Annotated in this window: 16 protein-coding genes and 1 pseudogene; 13 read left to right on the forward strand and 4 right to left on the reverse strand. The window is 70.7% G+C overall.

What is annotated here, in order from left to right; translation table 11 throughout:
• Positions 1–20: 20 nt before the first annotated feature.
• From J5Y05_RS05810 to J5Y05_RS05845, 7 genes are all read left to right on the forward strand, one after another.
• Complete coding sequence (locus tag J5Y05_RS05810) at positions 21–1031, forward strand: siderophore ABC transporter substrate-binding protein (protein WP_210868738.1); 1011 nt, start codon at positions 21–23, stop codon at positions 1029–1031.
• Positions 1032–1165: 134 nt separating this feature from the next.
• Positions 1166–2197 (forward strand): ABC transporter permease, encoded by a 1032-nt coding sequence (locus J5Y05_RS05815; protein WP_210868739.1) that lies wholly within the window; start codon positions 1166–1168, stop codon positions 2195–2197.
• Positions 2190–3230 (forward strand): iron chelate uptake ABC transporter family permease subunit, encoded by a 1041-nt coding sequence (locus tag J5Y05_RS05820; protein WP_210868741.1) that lies wholly within the window; start codon positions 2190–2192, stop codon positions 3228–3230. The genes J5Y05_RS05815 and J5Y05_RS05820 overlap by 8 nt, the downstream gene beginning before the upstream one ends.
• Positions 3227–3982 (forward strand): iron ABC transporter ATP-binding protein, encoded by a 756-nt coding sequence (locus J5Y05_RS05825; protein ID WP_210868743.1) that lies wholly within the window; start codon positions 3227–3229, stop codon positions 3980–3982. The genes J5Y05_RS05820 and J5Y05_RS05825 overlap by 4 nt, the downstream gene beginning before the upstream one ends.
• Positions 3983–5163: 1181 nt before the next feature.
• Positions 5164–6555 (forward strand): trimethylamine monooxygenase, encoded by a 1392-nt coding sequence (locus tag J5Y05_RS05830; protein ID WP_307853713.1) that lies wholly within the window; start codon positions 5164–5166, stop codon positions 6553–6555.
• A gap of 493 nt (positions 6556–7048) precedes the next feature.
• Positions 7049–7447, forward strand: a complete 399-nt coding sequence (locus J5Y05_RS32580; protein WP_372450460.1) for a DUF4259 domain-containing protein — start codon at positions 7049–7051, stop codon at positions 7445–7447.
• A gap of 56 nt (positions 7448–7503) precedes the next feature.
• Positions 7504–8313 carry an SAM-dependent methyltransferase gene (locus J5Y05_RS05845; protein ID WP_210868747.1) on the forward strand — a complete coding sequence of 270 codons (810 nt, stop codon included), beginning with the start codon at positions 7504–7506 and terminating at the stop codon, positions 8311–8313.
• A 1384-nt stretch (positions 8314–9697) separates the two neighbouring features.
• Here the strand turns inward: J5Y05_RS05845 and J5Y05_RS05850 are convergent.
• Positions 9698–11575 (reverse strand): GxGYxYP domain-containing protein, encoded by a 1878-nt coding sequence (locus J5Y05_RS05850; protein WP_307853715.1) that lies wholly within the window; start codon positions 11573–11575, stop codon positions 9698–9700.
• Between the two features lie 495 nt (positions 11576–12070).
• Here J5Y05_RS05850 and J5Y05_RS05855 point away from each other — a divergent pair, with 495 nt between their 5' ends.
• Positions 12071–12703: an SMI1/KNR4 family protein gene (locus tag J5Y05_RS05855; RefSeq protein ID WP_307853716.1), complete on the forward strand. Its 633-nt coding sequence runs from the start codon at positions 12071–12073 to the stop codon at positions 12701–12703.
• Positions 12704–12880: 177 nt separating this feature from the next.
• Here J5Y05_RS05855 and J5Y05_RS05860 read toward each other — a convergent pair.
• Positions 12881–13108: pseudogene (locus tag J5Y05_RS05860) on the reverse strand (IS701 family transposase); the annotation flags it as partial.
• Between the two features lie 421 nt (positions 13109–13529).
• On the opposite strand from J5Y05_RS05860, the gene panD reads away from it, so the two are divergent.
• Both panD and J5Y05_RS05870 read left to right on the forward strand, forming a co-directional pair.
• Positions 13530–13949, forward strand: coding sequence for an aspartate 1-decarboxylase (panD, locus tag J5Y05_RS05865; RefSeq protein WP_210868751.1), 420 nt, complete (start codon positions 13530–13532; stop codon positions 13947–13949).
• Positions 13950–13995: 46 nt separating this feature from the next.
• Positions 13996–14340 carry a GNAT family N-acetyltransferase gene (locus J5Y05_RS05870; protein ID WP_210868753.1) on the forward strand — a complete coding sequence of 115 codons (345 nt, stop codon included), beginning with the start codon at positions 13996–13998 and terminating at the stop codon, positions 14338–14340.
• 656 nt (positions 14341–14996) lie between these two features.
• On the opposite strand, the gene gnd is transcribed toward J5Y05_RS05870, so the two are convergent.
• A complete protein-coding gene (gene gnd / locus J5Y05_RS05875) occupies positions 14997–16436 on the reverse strand; it encodes an NADP-dependent phosphogluconate dehydrogenase (RefSeq protein WP_210868755.1) in 1440 nt (479 codons plus the stop codon).
• 285 nt (positions 16437–16721) lie between these two features.
• Between gnd and J5Y05_RS05880 the strand changes: the two genes are divergently transcribed.
• On the forward strand, positions 16722–17930 hold the full coding sequence (locus J5Y05_RS05880) for a transglycosylase family protein (RefSeq protein ID WP_210868757.1): 1209 nt from the start codon (positions 16722–16724) through the stop codon (positions 17928–17930).
• On the opposite strand, the gene J5Y05_RS05885 is transcribed toward J5Y05_RS05880, so the two are convergent.
• Positions 17920–19005 (reverse strand): DMT family transporter, encoded by a 1086-nt coding sequence (locus tag J5Y05_RS05885; protein ID WP_210868759.1) that lies wholly within the window; start codon positions 19003–19005, stop codon positions 17920–17922. The genes J5Y05_RS05880 and J5Y05_RS05885 overlap by 11 nt on opposite strands.
• A 233-nt stretch (positions 19006–19238) precedes the next feature.
• Between J5Y05_RS05885 and J5Y05_RS05890 the strand changes: the two genes are divergently transcribed.
• Positions 19239–19997 carry a (2Fe-2S)-binding protein gene (locus J5Y05_RS05890; protein WP_210868761.1) on the forward strand — a complete coding sequence of 253 codons (759 nt, stop codon included), beginning with the start codon at positions 19239–19241 and terminating at the stop codon, positions 19995–19997.
• 257 nt (positions 19998–20254) lie between these two features.
• Entirely contained in the window at positions 20255–22864 is a 2610-nt protein-coding gene (locus J5Y05_RS05895; RefSeq protein ID WP_210868763.1) for a PA14 domain-containing protein, read from the forward strand.
• Positions 22865–22938: the final 74 nt, after the last annotated feature.

The following is a 22938-nucleotide window of genomic DNA, read 5'->3' on the forward strand; positions in this document are numbered from 1 at the left end:
TGGAATGGAGTTCCCGCACCATGCTCACGCAGCGCCGCCACCTCCTCGCCGCCACCGCGGTATCGACCGTCCTGGCGTTCGGACTTGTCGGATGCGCGGGCGGTGACTCCGACGGGAAGGGGTCGGCCGACAACGCCGCGAAGGCGGCTGCCGCGTCGTCGGTCGAGGTCGAGGACAACCACGGCACGCAGAAGGTCAAGCTGCCGGCGAAGAGCGTCGTCGCCACCGACAACCGTACGTTCCAGACCCTGTCCGACTGGGGTGTCGAACTCAGCGCCGCACCCGTCGACCTGATCGCGGCCGACAACCCCTACAAGACCGACAAGTCGATCGTGAACCTCGGGACGCACAACGAACCCGACCTGGAGGCGGTCGTCGCGGCCGACCCCGATCTGATCATCAACGGGCAGCGCTTCGCCTCGTACTACAAGGACTTCAAGAAGCTCGCCCCCGACGCGACGATCGTCGAGCTCGACCCGCGGGAGGGCAAGCCCTTCGACGAGGAGCTGAAGCGGCAGGTGGAGGGCCTGGGACGGATCTTCGGGCACGAGAAGGACGCGCGGAAGCTCATCGACGACTTCGACGCCGCGATCGCGCGCGCCAAGGACGCCTACGACCCGAAGAGCAGCGTCATCGGGGTGATCACCTCGGGCGGCGAGATCAACTACGCGGCGCCCGGCACCGGTCGCACGGTCGGCCCGGTCTTCGACATCCTCGGACTGACGCCCGCGATCAAGACCGACGGCTCCGGCGACCACCAGGGCGACGACATCTCCGTCGAGGCGATCGCCGCGGCCAAGCCCGACCTGATCATCGCACTCGACCGCGACGCGGCCGTCAGCAAGGGCTCTTCGGACTCCTACGTTCCGGCCAACGAACTGCTGGCGAACTCCGAGGCGTTGCGGAACGTCCCCGCCGTCAAGAACGGCAACATCATGTACTTCCCGCAGCTCACCTACGTGAACGAGGGCATCCAGACCTACACGACCTTCTTCAACGACCTCGCCGACAAGCTTGAGGCGAACGCCTGAGGTGACGGGCAGGACCTGTCGGGCCTGCGGGCCGAGCCGGCGCCCCCGGCCCGGCCCGCGGGCCCCCGTCGTGGCGTCGTGACACCACCGACGCCGCCCGCATCACCCCCGTCGTCGACCGAGAGCGCACCCGCATGACCGTCCCGCCCACCGGCATCCCGGCAGCCGAGCGACCGCCGCACCCGGATGCCGCGTCCGCCCGCGCCCGTGTGCCCGAGGCCCGCCTGTTCACCTGGCCGCTGCTGATCGGCCTCGTCGTCACGGCGGGACTCGTCGTGCTGTCCCTCTTCGTCGGGGTCTACGACATCTTCGGCGGGGAGGACGGGGCCGAGATGTTCGTCATCACCCGCGTCCCCCGCACCATCGCGCTCGTGCTCGCCGGAGCGGCGATGGCGATGTCGGGCCTGGTGATGCAGCAACTCACGCAGAACCGCTTCGTGGAACCGACCACCACCGGCACGACCGAATGGGCCGGGCTCGGGCTGCTGCTGATCACGGTCCTCGTGCCGGGGGCGCCGCTGCTGGTGAAGATGACCGGAGCGGTCGTCACCGCCTTCGCCGGGACGATGGTCTTCTTCCTGTTCCTGCGCCGGATCACCCTGCGCTCCTCGATCATCGTCCCCATCGTGGGCATGATGCTCGGCGCCGTCGTCGGCGCGGTCTCCTCCTACGTCGCGCTGTCCACGAACATGCTCCAGAGCATGGGCGTGTGGTTCCTCGGCTCGTTCACCTCGGTGCTGCGCGGCCAGTACGAGCCGCTGTGGGCGGTGGCGATCGTCGTCGTGGCCGTGTTCGTCGCCGCCGACCGCTTCACCGTGGCCGGCCTCGGCCAGGACATCGCCACCAACGTCGGCCTGAACTACAACAGGGTCGTGCTGCTGGGCACCGGACTCATCGCCATCGCCACCGGCATCGTCACGGTCGTCGTCGGCAACCTGCCCTTCCTCGGGCTCATCGTGCCCAACATCGTCTCCCTGTTCCGCGGCGACGACCTCCGGTCGAACCTGCCCTGGGTATGCCTGGCCGGCATCGCGACGGTCACGGTCTGCGACATCATCGGCCGCCTGGTCGTCATGCCCTTCGAAGTGCCGGTCGCCCTGATCCTGGCGGTCTTCGGCTCGTTCGTGTTCATCACCCTCCTGCTGAGACAGCGCCGCCATGCCTGAACAGACCGTCACCCCCGCCGCCCCGCGCGCGGTCCGCCACTCCGGCGCCCTGCCGACCGCGCGAACGCACCGCCGGTACTGGGCCGTTCTCACCGCACTGGCCGTGCTCAGCGCGCTCGTCGTCGTCGGCAGCCTCGCCTGGGACAACCCGATGCCCTTCGGCACCACCGGGTTCTGGCGCATCGCCGAACTGCGGGCGACGAGCGTCGTCATCATCGTCGTCGTCGCGTTCTGCCAGGCACTGGCGACGGTCGCGTTCCAGACCGTGACGAACAACCGCATCATCACCCCCTCGATCATGGGGTTCGAGTCCCTCTACCGGGTGATCCAGACCGGCGCGGTCTTCTTCCTCGGCGTCGCCGGGGCCACCCTCGTCCAGGGCGTGTGGCAGTTCGTCGCCCAGGTCGTGCTCATGGTCGCCTTCGCCGCCGTGCTCTACGGCGGGCTGCTGTCCGGCAAGCACGGCAACATCCAGCTCATGCTGCTGATCGGGATCGTTCTCGGCGGCGGTCTCGGGGCGCTGTCGACCTTCATGCAACGGCTGCTGACGCCCACCGAGTTCGACGTGCTCACCGCACGCCTGATCGGCAGCATCGCCAACGCCGACGCCAGTTACCTCACCGTCTCGCTCCCGATCGCCGCGGTGGCCGGCGGGATGCTGTGGGCCGGGGGCCGTCGCCTCAACGTCCTCGCGCTCGGCCGCGAGGCCGCCACCAACCTCGGCGTGAACCACCGGCGCGAGACGATCGTCGTGCTGCTGCTCGTCTCGCTGCTGATGGCCGTCTCCACCTCGCTCATCGGCCCGATGACGTTCTTCGGTTTCCTCGTCGCGATGCTTTCCTACCAGCTCGCCGACACCCACGACCACCGCTACGTGTTCCCCGTCGCCTGGCTCACCGGCATCGTCGTCCTGGGCGGCGCCTACTTCGTCCTCAAGAACATCTTCTACGCGGCCGGTTCGGTCGGCGTCATCATCGAGATCGTCGGTGGCACGTTCTTCCTCGTCCACATCCTGAGAAAGGGACGGCTGTGATCACCCTCAGGCAGGTCGCCAAGCGCTACACCAGCGAGGTCGCGATCGGCCCCGTCGACCTCACCATCCCCGCCGGCGGCCTCACCGCCCTCGTCGGCCCCAACGGCGCCGGCAAGTCGACCCTGCTGACCATGATCGGCCGACTGCTGGGCATCGACTCGGGAGCCATCGAGATCGCCGGCTACGACATCGCCGCCACGGACTCGAAGGACCTCGCCAAGATCGTCTCGATCCTGCGCCAGGAGAACCACTTCGTCACCCGCCTCACCGTGCGTCAACTCGTCGGATTCGGACGGTTCCCCCACTCCCGAGGACGCCTCACCCGCCAGGACGAAGAGATCGTCAGCCGTTCCATCGACTTCCTGGGACTGCGCGAACTGGAAGGCCGCTACCTCGACCAGCTCTCCGGCGGCCAGCGCCAACGCGCCTACGTCGCCATGGTGCTCGCGCAGGACACCGATTACCTGCTGCTGGACGAACCCCTCAACAACCTAGACATGCGGCACTCCGTGCAGATGATGCGGCACCTGCGCCGCGCGGCCACCGAACTGGGACGCACGATCGTGATCGTGCTCCACGACATCAACTTCGCCGGCCACTACGCCGACCGCATCTGCGCGGTGAAGGACGGGACCGTGCGCCACTTCGGCGGCCCGGACGAGATCATGCGCGACGACGTCCTCACGGACATCTTCGACACCCCCGTCGAGGTCGTCGACGGCCCCCGGGGCAGAATCGCGGTCTACTACTGACCCCGGCGACAGCGGCGTTTCCGCCGCCACGCGGCGTGCGCGCCGGACCGCTGGGCGCGTGGCCGCGCTCCGGCCGATCGTCGTGATGCGCCACGCCGCCACCGGGTCCCGGTCCCGGTGCGGGCCGCCGACGGCCAGGAGCGAGTCGGGGCCGCCGGTGGACTCGGGCACACGCCGTCCTTCCTGACGGGCATCCGGTCGGCGCCGTCACCGGCCGGCCCCAGGCCGCCTCCCGGGGCGCGGCGATCACCACCGCCCACCGGCCGTCCACGGGCCGGCGAGTCGAGGAACCACACCGGCCCGGAGGGCCTGTGCTGCCGCAGGGCGGCCCCCGCCTCGGCCGATGCCCGCGCACGGTCCCCGGCGAGCCCGGTGATCCCGGCGATCCGCGGTCCCGGCTCGGCGAACACGTCTCCGGCGTCGGCGGTCTCGGGTGTGCTCCACACGGCCACCGCGGCACAGTCATCGGTCACCCGGACCCGGCCGTGGGCCCAGGCCGACCCGGGAGACGAACAGGTCGTTGCGCTTCTCCAGGCGTGCCAGGTGATCGTCGGCCGCGCCGGTGTGGCGGGTGCGCGACGGTGTGGCGGGAAGGAGCAGCGGGCGTCATCGGCCTTGCCCCCACCCGCCTCCGGCAGGCGACGGCCCGGGGCAGGTGGGCCGATCCCTGGGGCGCCCCTGACACGCCTTCACCCGGACAGGACGGAGAACCAGATCGCGGCTCCGCTTCCTTCCGCGTCTAGGAGGAATGAGATCGCGCAGACCGGGAAGGAGCTCTCGTCGGGCACATTTCTTCCAGGGCGCCATTCACCCTTTCTGTTGCGTTGCCGATGTGAAGTTCAAAGGGGTGAAGGCATGCAGGTTGACGATCTTCGTGGCCGCCCGAGGGGCGACCCCCGTCACGCCTGGCGGGGGGATGATTCCGCAGTTCATCCGGCGAGAGTGAGGCTTGATGGCGGCCTGCGGCGGCATGGCCGGACCGGCTGCCGGGGTCGGCACTCCCGACCGGCTGGCACTGGTGATTGCGAGAGCAAATTAGCTAAATTTAGCCAATCCTGCTACAGTCAAAAGAAATCCGCCTCTCTGGACCGGTCGATACGTGCGGATTCTGGCGACCGGATGGCCCTGTCCTGCCCGTAAGGGTGGGTGCGGGGCTGCAAGGTGAAAATAAAGGAACATTCGTGGCGAACGGAAAAAGAGTAGCGATTGTCGGTGCCGGCCCCTCGGGTATGGCTCAGCTAAGGGCGTTCGAGACCGCAGCGCGCGCGGGGGCGGACATCCCCGAGATCGTCTGTTTTGAGAAACAGGCCGACTGGGGCGGCCAGTGGAACTTCACCTGGCGCACCGGACTCGACGAGTACGGCGAGCCCGTGCACTCGAGCATGTACCGCAATCTGTGGTCGAACGGGCCCAAGGAAGCGCTGGAGTTCGCCGACTACACCTTCGACGAGCACTTCGGTCGCGCCGTCTCCTCGTACCCGCCGCGCCCGGTCCTGTGGGACTACATCGCCGGCCGGCTGAAGAAGACGAACGTGCGCGATTTCATCCGTTTCCAGACCGTCGTGCGCTGGACGGAATACGACGCCGAGCGTGAGATCTTCACAGTCTCGGTCGAGCATCTCCCCACCGGGGAAACGACGACCGAGGAGTTCGACCACGTGGTCGTCGCCAGCGGTCATTTCACTTTCCCCAACGTGCCGCAATTCCCTGGCATCGAGACCTTCCCCGGGCTCATCGTCCACGCGCACGACTTCCGCGGCGCGGAGGGCCTCCAGGGGCAGGACATCCTCGTCGTCGGCTCCAGTTACTCGGCCGAGGACATCGGCAGCCAGGCGTTCAAGATGGGCGCGCGCTCGGTGACGGCGAGCTATCGTTCCGCGCCGATGGGGTACGACTGGCCCGACGGCTTCGAGGAACGTCCCACCATCGAGCGCATCGACGGCAACACGGTCCACTTCGCCGACGGCACCTCCAAGCACATCGACGCCGTCATCCTGTGCACCGGCTACCTGCACAAGTACTCGTTCCTGCCCGACGACCTCGCGCTGACCTCCCCGAACAACGTGTACCCGGACGGTCTTTACCGCGGTGTCGTGTGGCAGGACAACCCGCGTCTGGCCTACCTCGGCGCGCAGGACCAGTGGTTCACCTTCAACATGTTCGACGCGCAGGCATGGTACGTACGCGACCTCATCCTGGGCCGCGCCGAGCTGCCGTCGGAGGCCGAACGCTCCGCGTCCATCGCCGAGTGGCGGAAACGTTTCGAGGAGATCTCCTCGGACGCCGAAGAGATCCGCTTCCAGGCCGACTACGTGCGTGATCTGCTGCGGCAGACGGACTACCCCGAGTTCGACCTCGACCGGGTCGTCGAGATCTTCCTCGCGTGGAAGCGCGACAAGAAGGCCGACATCATGGGCTACCGCGACCGTGTCTACCGCTCGGTCATGACGGGAACCCTGGCCGCCCGGCATCACACACCGTGGCTTGAGGAACTCGACGACTCGATCGAGCGCTACCTCGCCGAAGTCCCCGCCAGGACGCCGCAGCTCGCCGAGCGCAGAGCGGCGGCGTAACTCCCCGGGCAGGGGATCGACCCCACTACGGTCCAGGGGCCCAGCAGCCTCCGCTGCGGGCCCCTGACCCGTATCCCTGGGGTGGGCGCAACCGGGACTCTGCTATGCGGAACTCGGTGTGCGGGGCCGTGGCCGTACGGGCCCTGGCCGCCCACCCGCCCGGACCATCGCGCCCAGCATCGCCGGCACGACGCCGCCCAGCCCCAGCAGGAGCAGCTCGACCGGCCCGTACACATCGACGACCGGCGACGGATACCGGTGCCCACCGCGCGCCCCGTCAGCGGCATGACCACGCCGTGCAGCAGGTGCCCCCGCCGGCACACCCAGCAGCCCGCCGACCACGCCGAGACCGGCCACGGCGATGAGCACGAGTTGCCGGCAGGTGTTCACCGCTCCGGGAGACGCCCCTCGTGTACCCGTCCGCCGGACGGCCAGAGCGAGGAACGGGCGAACGTGTGACGGGCTGTCAGGCCCACAGGGCAGACTGTCGGTCATGACAGAAGCCGGGCTCGACGCCGCAGCCCGCTCCCTGCGGGCCTGGCTCAATCGACAGCAGTTCAGCGACCTGTCCACCCCCGAGGTGACCGCCTTCTTCACCGACTCGGTGGCCGACTGGGCGACCGACCAGGGATATGAAGCCCAGCGGGAGGCAAAGCCGCCCACCGCCACTCGGCAGAACCGGACCGGGCGTCTCGACCTGCAACTGCGGCATCGTTCGGGCAAGGGACGGCTGATCAGCATCGAGGTGGATCGGGGTGCGAAGGATACCGGTCCCTTCCACAACGACACCGCCGCGGACTTCGCCAACGCTCTCGACGACGCCGAGCCCGAGGCGCGCGAAGCCCTGATCCGAGACGTCCTCATCCGGACGATCGACGCCACGTTCTCGTGAACGGAGCCAGGGGATATGAGGAACACACCGATGTGCCAACGCAAGGAAGGTGCCGCATGAACACTCCTCACGGTCACGAAAGCAGGATCGTCACCACACGGGCGCACTCGGCCCGCGTCTACGACTACATCCTCGGCGGCAAGGACAACTATCCGGTCGACGCGGAGGCGGGCGATGCCATGTGCCGGCACTGGCCCGCCCTTCCGGTCCACATGCTGGAAAACCGTAGGTTCATGCACCGGGCGGCCCGCTACCTTGCCGAGGAACGGGGCATCCGACAGTTCCTCGACATCGGGACCGGGCTGCCCACCTCGCCCAACATCCACGAGGTCGTGCAGGCGGTGGCGCCGGAGTCACATGTGGTGTACGTCGACAACGACCCCATCGTCCTCGCCCACGCCCGCGCGCTGCTGCACGGCACGCCCGAGGGTGCGACGGCCTACATCGAGGCCGATATGCACGACCCCGACGCCATTCTGGGCAGCCGCGACTTCCGCGAGCTGATCGACCTCGATCGACCGGTCGGTCTGATGGTGATCGGCATCATGCACTTCATCATGCCTCCCGCGGACCGCCAGTTGGTCCAGCGGCTCCTGGCCCCGTTGCCGTCCGGCAGCTACCTGGCGATGACCATCGGCACAGCCGACTTCGCGCCCGAGGAAGTGAACCGCGTGGCGGAGGAGTACCGGCGGCAGGACATGCCGATGGCCTTACGCGATCTTCCCACCGCCACGTCGTTCTTCGACGGACTGGAGATCCAGGAGCCGGGGGTCACCCAGGTGCACCTCTGGCGTCCGGGTCCTGAACAGGAAGGTATCGACGGCCGCGACATAGCCATGTACGGCGCCGTCGCGATGAAGCCCTGACGTCGGTCCCGTATCGGAACCCATGGCGGTGCCCGTTGGCGCCCGAGGCGCGGTAGCGGGCACCGCTGTCCCGTTCGGCAATGATCGGCTGGTGCGCCCGGTCCCAAGGACGCGGAGCCAGGGCGGCAGGATGTCCTCCGTGATGAACAGCGCAGACCTGCATCCTGCCCGGATAGCGGATTACGACGGTGGTCCCCTCACGTATCATGTCACGTACCAGGCCGGGCTCTTGGACGAGCCGCTCTTCTGGCTCGGGCACCTCTCCTCGTGTATCCGGAGCGAGGAGGCCCGGCCACCGTCCAGCGCGCGGGGCCGGGGGCCCCAACATCTTTGACGTCTGCCCTGTGCCACCGCCAGGAGTCACCAGACGAGCTATAGCCATGGTCATGAGAATCGCTGGTTCGGCTCCTGACCTCGGCGCAGACGGCCAGAGTGACGGTGATCACGGACACCCTTCGGAGGCTGCTGCGTAGGCTTGTGCAGTCGTCAAAAACCTGGTGAGAGCTGACCGGACACGCGACTCGTTGTAAGGTAGGGAAACAGCCCTTGACCTGCAAGAACGCAGGCAGGGAGCCTAGCTCCAGGAGTACCTCGATGCTGCGCACCATGTTCAAGTCCAAGATCTAGCATCTGGGCATTTGTGCAGGTCAGAGGCATGATGGGGCCGCTCAGGTCAGCAAATGGTCAGCATCGGACGCGGGAGCGTCCTGACTTGCTGACCTGACAGCCGCCGTGGCGGGGCCTGGGCGCGAATGTCCGGCTCTCGTTTGGAGGTTGCGTCTCTTGGCTCGTCAGCTCGCCCGGGGGATGGGGTCGTTCTTCAAGGACTGCGGCTGTGCCCGGCCGTCCCGGTGTCCGCATCCGTACACGATCCGTTTCCGGAACGGGCTGGGAAGGCAGTCCGAGGAGAGCGGCTTCGGCACGCAGGACGATGCGATCGAGCGCCTGACGCAGATCTACACGGAGAAAAAGCGTACGGCGCCATCTGTGGCAGAGGCGCGTCGCGAGCTGGGGCAGAAGACGGTGACGGAATACGCTCAGTGCCTACCTGGATCTGATCACCGATCCGTCGCTCGAAGCGGTCGAGGACCGCAAACCGGCCGCCCTGGCCCGGCTCCGGGAGACCCACCGGGCCCTGCGCGCCCAGCGTGAGGACCGCCACCGTGTCGACGTGCTGCTCTCGCTTATCGGCAACCTGGTGGAGGAGTACGGAAATCCGTGATGCCGGAGACGTGGTGGCCTGTCGGCGGTTGCCCGCAGACAGACGCGGTGGAGGATGTGGGCGCTGTCTGCCCGGTCGGCGGGTCGCATGGCACAAGCGCTCGTCGCACGCGTACTCGGCGTTGGCCGTCCCGAGGCATCCCCGGAGTGTGGTCCGGGGGTGTCAGTTGCGGTTGTGGGTCCTGTTCAGCAACTCGAAGAAGACGTCACCGCGCACCACCTCGAACGGGTCGTCCAGGAGTGCCGCGAGGGCTGCGATGTCGTTCGGTGCCCAGGTCCAGGCGTTGATGGCCGCGGCGATGAACAGGGGGCGGGACGGGTCCCGGTGCTCGATGTGCTTCAGCAGTGCGTCCCGGAATTCCGGGCCCTTGCCCTGCGGAAAGAAGTTGCCGATCACCGGGATGCCGCCGGCGCGGGTCTGGAGGTCGCCGGTCTCCCAGGACTGGATGATGCCGCGCAGCGGTGTGTAGCGGGCGTACGAGGAGACGACGCGTTCGTCGAAGGGGGTCCAGCCGTCGCCCGCCGCGTTGCGCGGGTTGTATGCATACGCGAGATCCATGCCCGTGCGGCGCAGATAGCGGCCGGTCAGTTCGGTGTAGGCGGCCAGGTGCTCCTCGGGCCAGGAGGCGGGGTAGGTGTAACCGGCGCCGGACGGGCCGCAGACGAGGAGGTCGTTGTCGGTGGCGGTGCGCTGGTAGTGGGCGAGCAGCGCGGGGCCGAGGTCGGCGAGCAGGGGGCTGACGGTCCAGTTGACGGGGACGGTGCCGCGTGCCGGGTCGTCCCAGATGTCCCGCATACGACGCTGGCAGTACTGCACGTTGTCGCCCTCGCCGACGGTGAAAGTGACGTAGACGCGGTTGCGGAGCCTCGCTTTCGGCCGTGTGCGGACACGGCTGGAGACGCGCGCGGGCACGCCCGCGTGGACCGTCCCGTTCATGAAGAAGTCCGTGGCGACGACCTCGACGCCATGCCGCGAGGCGCGGTCGACGCCGCCCCATTCACCGGCCACGTCGTTGGGGAACCAGCCGGTGTAGGGCGTGGTCGGCGCGAGCCGGCTCAGCGCGTCGTCGAGCAGGTCACCGGTCTCACCGACGGGCGGCAGCCACAGGACCATGGCCCTGCTCGCGACCGCGTAGTCACGGAAGTGGGGGAACGGTTCGAGTCGGGTCGGGGCCGTGGTGGTGGCGGTGACGAGGAACTGGTTCCACAGGTCGACCTCGGCGACCAGCCGCTCCGTGCCGCCCGGGACGGTGAAACGGTAGACGAAGTAGCCGCCGTTGCCGTCGCCGAACCGGTTGGCGTCGCCGCCGATGGAGGAGTTGAGGCCGTCGAAGAGGTAGGGCTTCTCGGCCTCGGTGCCCGGGGTGAAGCCGACGGTCTGCACCCCGTCGGCGTACAGGGCGACGGAGCCCACGGACGCCCCCCAGCCGTCGTCGCCGAAGGAGTCCTGGAACCGCAGATACACGGCGCCGCCGTTGCCGCCGTCGCTCAGCTCCGGGCTCAGGTCCAGCGTGCGGGTACGGCGGTTGGAACTGTCGCGCACACGCTCCGTCTCCCTCGCGATCTCCCGCCACCGCACCCCCGTGGCGGGCACGGTGCGGACCGGCGGCAGTCCGGCCACCAGGGTGTGGGCGCAGCGTGGGAAGAGGTGGCGGAGCTGCCAGCGGTAGGTGGCGGGCACGTCGTCGGGGTCGAAGCGGCCGCGCAGGTCGGTGACCGTTCTGAGGCCGTGACGGTCGGCCTGTTCCGCGGTGGCCGCCACCGCGTCGGTCAGACCGGCCAGGGTGGTGGCGACATTGACCGAGTCGGGCACCTCCGGGTCGATCAGCACGGCGCCGTGCACCTCGCGGCGGTACCGGTTCACCAGGTCCAGGGCGTGGTCGTGAGGGGTGATGCCCGCGCCGGTGCCGGCCAGCCAGCGCAGGTCGGCGTCCCCGGTGTCGTAACGGAAGTAGAGGCGTGGTTCGCGGCGGTTGACGACGCCCTGGAGAGTCGTGAGAAGCAGTTGGTCGTGGCCGTCGAGGGCGCTGACGTCGGCCACGTCGAGGCGGGTGGGGCGACCGAAAGACGGAAGGAGGCGGGGCACCGGGGTGGCCCCGGCCCGTGGTGGCCGTACGAGTCCCAGCCCGCCCGCCGCTACAGCCGCGCTGCCCGTCCGCAGCAGATCTCTCCGTGTGACCATCGATGATCTCCGCTTTCCGTAGCTGCTGCGCCCGGACTTGGACATCGTTGTCAATCGCTCGGTGAGCGTAGCGAGAGCATGCGCCGGTCGTCCATGGTGCGTACGGGATGCGGCTGGTTTCCGGCGTTCGGCCCCGTTGCCCGATGACCGATGGCCGGTGAGGGAGAGCCGCTGTGCGCAGCCGTGACGCGAGGGGCCGGGAATCTTTGAGGCGTTGGCGGTGCGTGGGCCTTCGGTGGCCAACGGCTCCCTGGTCTGCCGGGTTCCTCTGCCTCGGTGGGTCAGCGGAGCCCACCGGTGTGTCCTCGCGCGTGTGTGACGGGGGCGGGCCGGGGTCGGGGGTGGGTGCGTCACGTGTTCGTTGCGTTCCAGGCCATGGACCCGAGCCGGCGGTTCGACACGGCGCCGGTCCCACGGGCGTGGATCGAGGAACGCTTTGGCCCGGAGCATCTGGAGCACATTCGGAACCAGACGGTCGGCTCCAGCAGCAACGGGATGATCGTGCTCAAGTCGCAAGCCGAGGAGGTGGCGGCCTACTTCGCTGATGCTCCGCGCGGACCGTTGTTTCCGCCAGCCACGCCACCTGAAGTCGAGGCTGCCGAGGAGATCATCGGAAGTCCGCTGCCGACACTCCTTCGGAGGGTTTACACCGAGGTCGGCGACGGCGGCTTCGGGCCCGACAGCGGTCTGGCCTCGCTCACCGACGGTCGGCGCGCGTCGGGGGACCTGATCGACTGGCCCTGCTCGGTCACCAGACACGAACGCGACTGTGCGGCAGGCCTGCCCGGGTCATGGTTGTACCTGGCGTCGGGCGGTTGCACGATGCAGTGGCATCTGTCATTGCTCGCAGTCGGCAACCCTGTGCTGCTCTATGACGCAGACGGCTGGGTGCCAAGTTGGGGCGAGGGCCCCCATGACGGTCTGCGCCATGCGACCGCGTCACTGCGGCAATGGTTGTGGACCTGGGCCAATGGCGGCAACGTCTAGTACTCCAGCCGGACTTCTGTATTTCTCCTGGTCAACGGCCTGGAGGTGGGGAGTGTAGCGGGGGTGCGGCAGGTGTGGGACGGTCTTGGGCCGGCCGTCCCACGATCGTGTGCCCACGCCGCATGTAGTGACAGCGTCGGGCGCGTGCTTGATGGCGGCGCCGCCATCGGGACCAGTTCACCGCGTGGTCGCGGCGTGCAGGAGCGCGGTGGGGTTGAGCTGCCAGCAGACGACGGATTTCGGCTGGTGTGAGGTCCACGAGGTCGGGTGTGTCGGCCTCGTCACCCCTTTTTCGCGTTCCTGGACGGCCATCACCGCAAGGAACGCGTGGGCGAGCATGGCCAGGGTGATGTGCCGGTACCAGCCCACGTAGCGGCGGACCTCGTACTGGTCCAGGCCGCACTCCGGCGCGACCCGACACCGCACACCAAATAGCAGATTCCGGGATGAAACAACGGGAGAAAACGACCTCTGAGTCGGAATGCGAGGGGTCTGGGCGAGTTGATCCACGCTGGCGCGCGGCCCGACTCCTGGTCGACCGCCCTCGCTCCTGACTGCCGTCCAGAACGCCCGAGTGATGGTGATCACGGACGTCCTTCGGAGGGTGGCTGCATAGGCTAGGCCCGTCGTCGCGGTGAGGTCCGGGAGAGTAGGTGAAGCTCTCCCGTAGTTGCCTGACGGTGTGTCAGGAAAGTCAGCAAGTGGTCAGCATGAGTCCTGAGAAACCTGGGGAATGCTGCCCGAACATGCGACTGGTTGTATGGTATGGAAATAGCCCTTGACCTGCCAAAACGCAGGCAGGGAGCCTACTTTTGGGAGTACCTCGATGCTGCGTACCATGTTCAAGTCCAAGATCCATCGGGCCACTGTCACCCAGGCTGACCTGCACTATGTGGGGTCCGTGACGATCGACGCCGCCTTGCTGGAGGCGGCCGATCTGCTGCCCGGGGAGCTGGTGCACATCGTGGACATCACCAACGGTGCCCGGCTGGAGACGTACGTCATCGAGGGCGAGCGCGGGTCCGGCGTCGTCGGGATCAACGGGGCCGCCGCCCACCTCGTCCACCCCGGCGACCTCGTGATCATCATCAGCTATGCCCAGGTCGACGACGCCGAGGCGCGAAAGATGCGTCCCCGCGTGGTGCACGTGGACGGGGAGAACCGTATCGTCGCTCTGGGCGCCGACCCCTCCGAGCCCGTACCCGGCTCGGACCAGGAGCGGAGCCCGCGGGCCGTGACGGCCTGACCCCGTTTTCCCCGGACCTGCGGGCCCTCGGACCAGGAGCGTGGCCGTGAGCGACATCGAGATCCGCGACGACCGGGCGGCGGGCCGCCTGGCGGCGTTCGGCGACGGCGAGGTCGTCGGCCGTATCGAGTACTTCGTGCTGGAGAGCCCCGGGCGGGCCCTCGTCCCCGTGCACACCCTGGTCGAGCCCGCCCACGAGGGGAAGGGCATCGCCGGCTCCCTCGCCCGCGAGGTGTACGCCCTCGCCGGGCGCGAGGGCGTCGCCGTGGCGCCGCTGTGCCCGTACGTCGTCAAGTGGGCCGAGCGCCATCCCGACGAGGCCCCCGCAGCCGACCCCGGGCTGCTCAGCGCGGCGAAGGAGTGGCTGCGGGCGCATCCCGACCGGTTCTGATCGTCGGGAGCCTGATCCCGAGTCTGGTTCTGGCCCCCGTGAGTGCTCCGGCGGCGCACGGGTAGGCGGGGGGCAAGTCCAGAGCCGATGCCGACCGACTGGCCGGAGGACAGCGCCATGACGAACCAGTTCCCGGACCCCGTCCATCCGGACCCGGCCCCTCCGGGACCCACCCCCGGGCCCGCTCCCGTACCGGAGCCCACCTCACCGCCCCCGGGCCCGGAACCCGGCCCCGAGCCCACGCCCCCACCCCGGCCGCCTGGCCCCGGCCCGGAGCCGACGCCCCAGCCTCCGGGCCCCGGCCCGCAGCCGACGCCCCCGCCGCCCGGTCCCGGGCCCGGCCCCACCCCTCCGCCTCCGGGCCCGCCCGGCCCGCCGGGGCCCGGTCCCCAGCCGCCCCCCGGCCCGCCCGAGCCGTCCCCCTCGCCGATTCCGCCGGGCCCCGAGCCCGTACCCAGTCCCGAACCGGGACCGCCGCTCACCTGAGGGACGGTCCCGGGCGACCGACGACGAGGGGCGATCGACGACCAGGGGGCGGTGATCCGGCCGCACCGGCCGGATCACCGCCCCCACAGAGCCGTCACCGCGACCGGCGACCCGGGCCCGTCACCGCCGCGACCGGAGCCCCAGCCGGCCGACCGGCCCCCGGCGCCCCGCTACGCGGAAACCTCCGAGCGGTCCCCGCCCCACAGCGTGTGGAACGCGCCGTCCCGGTCGGTGCGGCGGTAGGTGTGCGCGCCGAAGTAGTCCCGCTGCCCCTGCGTCAGCGCGGCCGGCAGCCGCTCCGCGCGCAGCGCGTCGTAGTAGGCGAGGGCCGCGGCGAAGCCCGGGGTCGGCACGCCCTGCCGGGTCGCGGCGACCAGGACCTCGCGCCAGTCGTCCTGCGCCTCGGCGATCTCCCGCGCGAACGTCTCGTCCGAGAGCAGGCTCGGCAGGTCCGGCCGGGCGTCGTACGCGGCGCGGATGCGGTCGAGGAAGGCCGCGCGGATGATGCAGCCGCCCCGCCAGATCGCGGAGACCGCGCCCAGGTCGATGTCCCAGCCGTACTCCTCGCCGCCCGCCGCGATCTCGTGGAAGCCCTGCGTGTACGAGACGATCTTCGAGGCGTACAGCGCCTGCTCCACCCGGTCGGCGAAGGCGGCGGCCTCCTCCTCGCTCAGCGCCTTGGCCTTCGGGCCGGCCAGCCCGCGCGAGGCGTCCCGCAGCGCCGCGTGCCCGGAGAGCGACCGGGCGAAGACGGCCTCGGCGATCCCGGAGACCGGAACGCCCAGGTCGAGCGCGATCTGCACGGTCCAGCGGCCGGTGCCCTTCTGCTCGGCCTGGTCGACCACGACGTCCACGAACGGCTTGCCCGTCGCCGCGTCCACGTGCGCCAGCACCTCGGCCGTGATCTCGATCAGGTACGAGTCCAGGCGGCCGGTGTTCCAGGTGCGGAAGATCTCCGCGATCCGCGCGGGGGAGTACCCGGCGACGTCGCGGAGCAACTGGTACGCCTCGCCGATGAGCTGCATGTCGGCGTACTCGATGCCGTTGTGCACCATCTTCACGAAGTGGCCGGCGCCGTCCGGGCCCACGTGGGTCACGCAGGGCGCCCCGTCGGCCGCCTTCGCGGAGATCTTCTCCAGCATCGGGCCGAGCGAGGCGTACGACTCCGGCGAACCGCCCGGCATGATGCTCGGGCCGTGCAGCGCGCCCTCCTCGCCGCCGGAGATGCCGGTGCCGACGAAGTGGATGCCGTGCTCGCGCAGCTCGCGCTCCCGGCGCCGGGTGTCCGCGAAGTGGGCGTTGCCCCCGTCGATGATCATGTCGCCGGGCTCCAGCAGCGGCGCGAACTCCTGGATCACGGCGTCCGTCGGGTCACCCGCCTTCACCATGACGACCAGGCGCCGCGGGCGCTCCAGCGCCGCCACGAACTCCTTGGCGGTCTCGGCCGCGACGAAGTCGCCCTCGCTCCCGAACTCCTCCACCAGCGCGTGCGTACGTGCCGCTGTGCGGTTGTGCACGGCGACGGTGTAGCCGTTGCGGGCGAAGTTGCGGGCGAGGTTGCGGCCCATGACCGCGAGACCCGTCACGCCGATCTGCGCTGTGCTGCTCATTGCTGTTGGCTCCTAGTGACCTTGGTGTCTGTGGTGCCGGTCGTGCCCGCCAGTATGGCCGCTGGACCATCCTGACGTGCCGGTACGCCCGTCGCACCTCCTGGCCGGGTGCTCTCCAGTACGCGCGGGAAGGGCCCCCGCGCTCAGTGTGCGGGACGGCCGGGCGGACAAGGGGCGTCCGCTTTCCGCCACTTGTCATGACCAACCGGCCGATTGCGCTCTTGTGGTGGCCGGTTCACAGCCCGTACTTTTGCCGCTCCTGACGCGTTGTCTAGGGGGACCTCCATGGCCGCACGCGGCCGGCACCGCCGGTACCAGCCGAACAGGATCAACCGAGCCTCTCTGACCGTCACCGCGGGCGGCGCCGGCATGGCGCTCCCGTTCATCGGCGGCGGTACGGCCCTCGCGGCCGACGTGGGTACCTGGGACAAGGTCGCCGCCTGCGAGGCGAGCGGCGACTGGGACATCAACACCGGCAACGGCTACTTCGGCGGCCTCCAGTTCACCCGGTCGACCTGGGCCGCGTTCGGCGGCACCGCCTACGCGCCGCGCGCCGACCTGGCCACCAAGGACCAGCAGATCGCCGTCGCCGAGAAGGTCCTCGACGGCCAGGGGCCCGGCGCCTGGCCGGTGTGCTCGGCGCGCGCCGGACTGACCCGGGGCGGCGCGAGTCCCGACATCCACCCCGCGGGGAAGCCGGAGTCAGCGGTCCCGGTGGAGAAGAAGAGCACGGCGCGGAGCAAGAGCACGGCCGCATCCGGACACGCCGTCGACGTACGGCCCCAGACCACCCCCCAGTCCCGGGCCGGCAGCGCGCGCATGTACACCGTCGTCACCGGGGACACCCTCTCCGGCATCGCCGACGCGGAGCGGGTCGCGGGCGGCTGGCAGCGCCTCTACGAGGCCAACCGCGCCGCCATCGGCACCGATCCCGACCTGATCCTGCCCGGCCAGCGCCTCTCGCTGCGCGGCGGGAAGGCGGCGACCGGCACCAAGTCGCCGGGCGCGGGGGAGAAGCGCAAGGAGCAGCGCAAAGAGAAGGAGCAGCCGAAGACCTCGCGGAACGCATCCGGCAGCCGCTCCTCCACGCACGCCCTCGTCGCCCCCGTCGACGCCCCCACGGGCACGTCCTACCGCAGCTCCGGCTCCTCCTGGTCGAAGGGCTACCACACCGGCGTCGACTTCCCCGTCCCCACCGGCACCTCCGTCAAGGCCGTCGCCGCGGGCCGGGTGGTCAGCGCGGGATGGGGCGGTTCCTTCGGCTACCAGGTGGTGGTCCGGCACGCCGACGGCCGTTACTCGCAGTACGCCCACCTGTCGGCGATCTCCGTGAAGGAGGGCCAGTCGGTGGGGTCCGGGCAGCGCATCGGCCGCTCCGGGTCCACCGGCAACAGCACGGGGCCGCACCTGCACTTCGAGGTGCGGACCGGGCCCGGCTTCGGCTCCGACGTCGACCCGGTGGCGTACCTGCGCGCCGGCGGGGTCACGATCTGATACGGACCCGGTGCCGGTCGAGGACGGGCCCCGGTACGTAGAGCGAGCCGGGGTACGGACCGCGGCCGAGGGCGGACACCTTGCCGCCCGGAGCGAGGGCCGAGGCACCGTGCGGCTCCCCGGCGTGCGCCTTTCCGGCGTGTGGCCTTCCGGCGTCCCGGGCGGGAGACTCCCCGTCCGGCGGCGGTCCGGACCCCCGGGACTCCCCGGACTCCGCGCCGACGCGCGCCGGCCGCGTACGCGTCCCGGCCTGCCGCGTGATCCGTTCCGTCGTCAGCAGGATCAGGCCGCCCGCCGCGACCACGCCGGAGCCGAGGGCGAGGGCGGTGCCCGTGGTGCCGTGGCGGAAGGTCTCGCCGAAGAGGGTGATCCCGACGGCCGCCGCCACCACCGGGTTGACCACCGTCAGCGTGGCCAGCGGCGCGGCGAGGCCCGCGCCCCGGTAGGACGCCTGGGAGAGCAGCACCCCGGCCGTGGCGAAGACGCCGATCGCGGCGAGCGACGGCAGCTCCGTCATCCCGCCGCTCCAGTCGACCGCCACCGTCTTGGTGAAGACCGAGGCCATGCCGAACGCGATGCCGGACCCCGTCGCCAGCAGCACGCTCCGTACCGCCGGATGCCGGTGCGCCGCCCGTCCGGCGACCGTCAGCGCGATCAGCGCGCCCGCGGTGACCAGGGACAGCAGCGTCCGTTCGGGCAGGGCGAGCGTCCGCGCCGGGGCCGTGCCCACCAGGGCGAGCAGCCCCGCCAGACCGGCCGTCGCCATGATCGCGCCCCGCCAGGCGGTGCCGCCGGCCCGGCGGCCGACGAACAGGGCCGCCATCGGCAGGGCGAACACGATGGTGAGCGCCCCCAGCGGCTGCACGAGACTCAGCGGACCGTAGGCGAGCGCCACGACGTGCAGCAGGGCACCGAGGCCGTTCAGTCCGACCGCCGCCCACCAGCCGGGGCGGCGCACCGGGGCGTACCGCACGCCGGGGGAGGACGCCGCGACCCGCTCCTGCACGATCGCCCCGCCCGCGTAGGCGACGGCGGAGACGAGTGACAGGACGACGGAGAACGCGAGGGCGCTCATCGGCAGCTCCTCTGCGTGGGACGGGGGCGCGTGGCCCGGCGCGGCGAACGGTCCTCTTCCATGGAGAACACGATGCCGTGCCGGGATCTTCCCGTCGTCGTCCCGGAGCACTCATTGCGTCGTACTGCCGATGGAGTACGACGGGACGCCCGTCATCCCGGGGTTGTGCGACCAGGGGCGCACGGCACGCCCCCGGCCGACGGGTGCGCCGGCGCCTGATAGGACTGCTTCCCGTGGACCTGGACCCCGGCCTCACCGCGCCCCGCGCCCTCGGCGGCTTCTTCGCCCTGCGCACCGGCGCACCACCCCGGCCCCTGCCCGCCCTCGCCCGCGCCTACGCGGCGGGCGCGGACCGGGCCCCGGAGCCCGACGGGAACCCGCGCCCCGACGGGGACCCCCACGCCGACCCCCTCGCCTTCCGGGTGCGCAAGGTCGCGGGTGCCCTGCGCACCCCCGAGCCCCGGGTCGCCGCCTCCGTCGCCCACCAGGGCCTCGCGGCCCGGCTCTGGTCGGTGGCGCTGGGCTGCGCCGCCCTCGACGGCCGCGTCCCCGACCTGGACCCGGGGCGGCTGTGCTGGGACCCGGACGGCAGCGCCCCCGACGACCTGTGGCTCACCGGGGTACGGACCCGGCCGGCCGACACCGACGCCCTCGCGGCGACCGTGATCGACGCCCACCTGGTGCCGCTCGCCGCGCTGCTGCACGCCCGGCACCGGGTCGCCACCGGGCTGCTGTGGGGCAACGCCGCCTCCGCGCTGGCCGGGGCCTGCCGCGAACTGGACCGCTGGGCCCGCCGCCACGGCCGTACGGACACCGCCGCCCGCGCCCGGGACCTGACCGCCGCCCTGCTCGCGCACCCCGCGCTGGCCGGCACCGGCACCCTCACGGGCACCGCCTTCCGGCGCCGGAGCTGCTGCCTCTACTACCGCGCCCCCGGCGCGGGCGTCTGCGGCGACTGCTGCTTCCCGAGCCCACCGGGCCCCCGCGCCTGACCGGCTCGCGCCCGCCCCCGCGCCTGACCGGCCCCACACCCACTCCCCGCCTGACCGGCCCACACCGCCCCGCTTCACACCACCCGTCGGCCATTCACACCCCCAGCCCGCCACCGTGCCCCCGCGCCCCCACTCCAGGGCTGTTGTCATGTCCCTGGACCCCGCGTCGAATCCGTGCTGTCATGCCAACTGCCGTTGATAACAACGTTGTACAGACCTGAGCACGAGCCGCCACCCGTCCTCGGAGGAGAGGGTCAGTGCGCATCAAACGACTCAGAGACCGCCTGGCGTTACTGCTCGCCGCGGCGCTCGGCATCGCGGGGATCTCCGCCTCGCCGAGCGCCCAAGCGGCCGGTGACACCGTGGAGATCCACGGTCTGAAGGGCGAGTACTACACCCATTCGGCACCGGGCGCCTTCGACTTCCACGAGCTGAAGGCGACCGGTTTCGACCCGCAGATCGACTTCGCCACCCTGGAGCCGCGACTGAAGTTCGCCACCGGACAGTCCGACGACGTCAGCGTCCGCTGGACCGGCAAGCTCGTACCGGAGAAGACCGGCGCCCACACGTTCTCGATCATCGGCGACAACGGCTTCCGCCTCTGGGTCGGCGGCCGGCTCGTCATCGACCACTGGGTCGACGACTGGGACCGCGAGCAGACCGGCGAGCCCGTCGCCCTCACCGCCGGAGAGTCCTACGACGTCAAGCTGGAGTACTTCGAGCACTACGGCGGCTCCAACCTCCACCTGCGCTGGACCCCGCCCGGCGGCACCAAGCAGCCCGTGCCGCAGTCGGCCTTCCGCCTGCCCGACGGCTTCGACTACGACGGGGCGGTGGCGACCACGGTCCTCGGCACCGGCCGCACCCTGAAGCTCGACTTCGTCCGCCCGCTCGCCGCGGTCCCGGCCGGACTCACCGACCACCTCGAAGCGGTGATCGGCGGCGCGGCCTGGCCGCTCGGTGCGGCGAAGGTCGACCCCGCCGACCCCACCGCGCTCCTCGTCGCCCTCGACGAGCCCGTCGTCGGCAACAAGGCCGGCGACGCGCCCGGCACCGCCGACGTCCGCTACGACGGACGAGGCGGCCTCACCGGAACCGACGGCAACGTTGTCAAGGCGTTCTGGAGCAGCGGCGCGAACCGCTCCACCCATGAGCTGAGCACCCGCTGGGCGGACGAGGTGGGCCCGGACAACGCCCTCCCGGAGTACCCGCGCCCGCAGCTCACCCGGGACGCCTGGCGCAACCTCAACGGCCGGTGGCAGTTCGCCGCCGCCACCGCGGGCGAGCGTCCCCCGGTCGGCAAGGACCTCAAGGAGCGCATCCTCGTCCCGTACCCGGTGGAGTCGCGGCTCTCCGGCGTCCAGCGGCACGAGGACCGCATGTGGTACCGCCGCACCTTCACCGTGCCCGCCGACTGGCGGATCGGCTCCGACCGGCGGCTGCGGCTCAACTTCGGCGCCGTCGACTGGCGGGCCGAGGTCTACGTCAACGGCACCAAGGTCACCGAGCACCAGGGCGGCTACGACAAGTTCAGCGCGGACGTCACCGACGCGCTGAAGCCCGGCCGCACCCAGGAGCTGATCGTCGGCGTCTACGACCCGACCGACGCGGCGAACGGCGAGAACCAGCCGCTGGGCAAGCAGCGCCTGGACCCGAGCGGCATCTGGTACACGCCCAGCTCCGGCATCTGGCAGACGGTCTGGATGGAGCCGGTCGCCCGCGACCACGTCGACTCCCTCAAGCTCGTCCCGGACGCCGCGGCGGGCACGCTGACGGTGGAACCGCGGGGCGTGCGCGACGGCGTGCAGGTCACGGCGACGGCGTACGCGGGCAAGCGCGCCGTGGCCACCGTGAGCGGGCGCACCGGCAAGCCGCTCACCCTGAAGATCCGCGACCCGCGCCTGTGGTCGCCCGACGACCCCTTCCTGTACGACCTGAAGGTGACCGTCGGCTCCGACCGGGTGGGCAGCTACTTCGGGATGCGCTCGGTCTCCGTGCAGCAGGTGAACGGCGTCCCGCGCACCATGCTCAACGGCGAGCCGGTCTTCCTGATGGCCACCCTCGACCAGGGCTTCTGGCCCGACGGACTGCACACCGCGCCCACCGACGAGGCCCTGGCGTACGACCTGAGGCTGCACAAGCAACTCGGCTTCAACTCGGTGCGCAAGCACATCAAGGTCGAGCCCGACCGCTGGTTCTACTGGGCCGACCGGCTCGGCCTGATGGTCTGGCAGGACATGCCGTCGATGACGGCGGGCGTCAACCCGACCGCCGCCGCGCGGGCGGAGTTCGAGCGGGAGCTGAAGGAGATGATCGACGAGCACGTCAGCAGCCCGTCGATCGTCATGTGGGTCACCTTCAACGAGGGCTGGGGCCAGTACGACGTCGGCCGGATCGCCTCCCTGGCCAAGAGCTGGGACCCGACCCGCCTGGTCAACAACCAGTCGGGGCTGAACCTCGGGGCCGACGGCGGCACCGGCGACATCATGGACGAGCACGGCTATCCGAGCCCGGCCCTGCCGCCGCGCCCGGACGGGCGGCGTGCCCTGGTCAGCGGCGAGTACGGCGGCCTCGGCCTCGCGGTGCCCGGCCACGCCTGGTCCGTGCAGCAGTCGTACGTCGACGTCGACCCGGCCACCTACACCGACGACTACGTGGCCAAGCTCGGTGAGGTGCGCGCACTGGTCTGCAAGGGCGGCAACGGCGCCGTCTACACCCAGATCACCGACGTGGAGGGCGAGCTGAACGGACTGACGACCTACGACCGCGCGGTCCTCAAACCGGACGTCGCCCGGACGAAGGCCGCCCACGAGGCGCTGATCCGCGACGCCTCCCGGGCCGTCCCGGCGGGCTGCCCGGCCGCCTGAGCGGGGCCCCGGGGCGGTGCCGGCGAACCCGGCCGGCCACCGTCCCGGGGCCACGGTGCGGGCCCGTGCCACGG

The sequence above is a fragment of the Streptomyces tagetis genome (genome assembly GCF_018069565.1).
In the GTDB taxonomy this organism is placed as follows: domain Bacteria; phylum Actinomycetota; class Actinomycetes; order Streptomycetales; family Streptomycetaceae; genus Streptomyces; species Streptomyces tagetis.

Bases quoted from the DNA above. Each gene is read 5' to 3' on its own strand.
- J5Y05_RS05810 (WP_210868738.1), top strand. From the start codon at position 21: ATGCTCACGCAGCGCCGCCACCTCCTCGCCGCCACCGCGGTATCGACC.
- J5Y05_RS05815 (WP_210868739.1), top strand. From the start codon at position 1,166: ATGACCGTCCCGCCCACCGGCATCCCGGCAGCCGAGCGACCGCCGCAC.
- J5Y05_RS05820 (WP_210868741.1), top strand. From the start codon at position 2,190: ATGCCTGAACAGACCGTCACCCCCGCCGCCCCGCGCGCGGTCCGCCAC.
- J5Y05_RS32580 (WP_372450460.1), top strand. From the start codon at position 7,049: ATGACAGAAGCCGGGCTCGACGCCGCAGCCCGCTCCCTGCGGGCCTGG.
- J5Y05_RS05845 (WP_210868747.1), top strand. From the start codon at position 7,504: ATGAACACTCCTCACGGTCACGAAAGCAGGATCGTCACCACACGGGCG.
- panD (WP_210868751.1), top strand. From the start codon at position 13,530: ATGCTGCGTACCATGTTCAAGTCCAAGATCCATCGGGCCACTGTCACC.
- gnd (WP_210868755.1), bottom strand. From the start codon at position 16,436: ATGAGCAGCACAGCGCAGATCGGCGTGACGGGTCTCGCGGTCATGGGC.
- J5Y05_RS05880 (WP_210868757.1), top strand. From the start codon at position 16,722: ATGGCCGCACGCGGCCGGCACCGCCGGTACCAGCCGAACAGGATCAAC.
- J5Y05_RS05885 (WP_210868759.1), bottom strand. From the start codon at position 19,005: ATGAGCGCCCTCGCGTTCTCCGTCGTCCTGTCACTCGTCTCCGCCGTC.